Below are 215 nucleotides of genomic sequence, written 5' to 3'. Positions count from 1 at the left end.
GCATGTGCAGCGGCACCGCGAAGCGGTAAGCAGCCGCCTCGTCTCGCGCACCGAACTGCCCGCGGATCAGCACCAGCAGGAACAGCAGGCCCGACAGCAGCAGGATGAAGCCGCCGATCGCCGACATGGTGACGGAAAAGGCCTGCGGCGCGATCGCGGGGTTGGCATAGTCATAGAACGCCATACGGCGCGGCATGCCAAGGATGCCGACATAG

1 pseudogene is annotated in these 215 nt (G+C 65.6%); it reads right to left on the bottom strand.

The features are described 5' to 3' along the window. Window positions 1-215: pseudogene (locus FNJ47_RS49500) on the bottom strand (cytochrome C oxidase subunit I); the annotation flags it as partial.

Origin of the sequence: Bradyrhizobium uaiense (assembly GCF_010811875.1) — a bacterium.
In the GTDB taxonomy this organism is placed as follows: domain Bacteria; phylum Pseudomonadota; class Alphaproteobacteria; order Rhizobiales; family Xanthobacteraceae; genus Bradyrhizobium; species Bradyrhizobium uaiense.
Note: the sequence above shows the minus strand (reverse complement) of the source record. Positions and strands in the feature narration are given on the sequence as shown.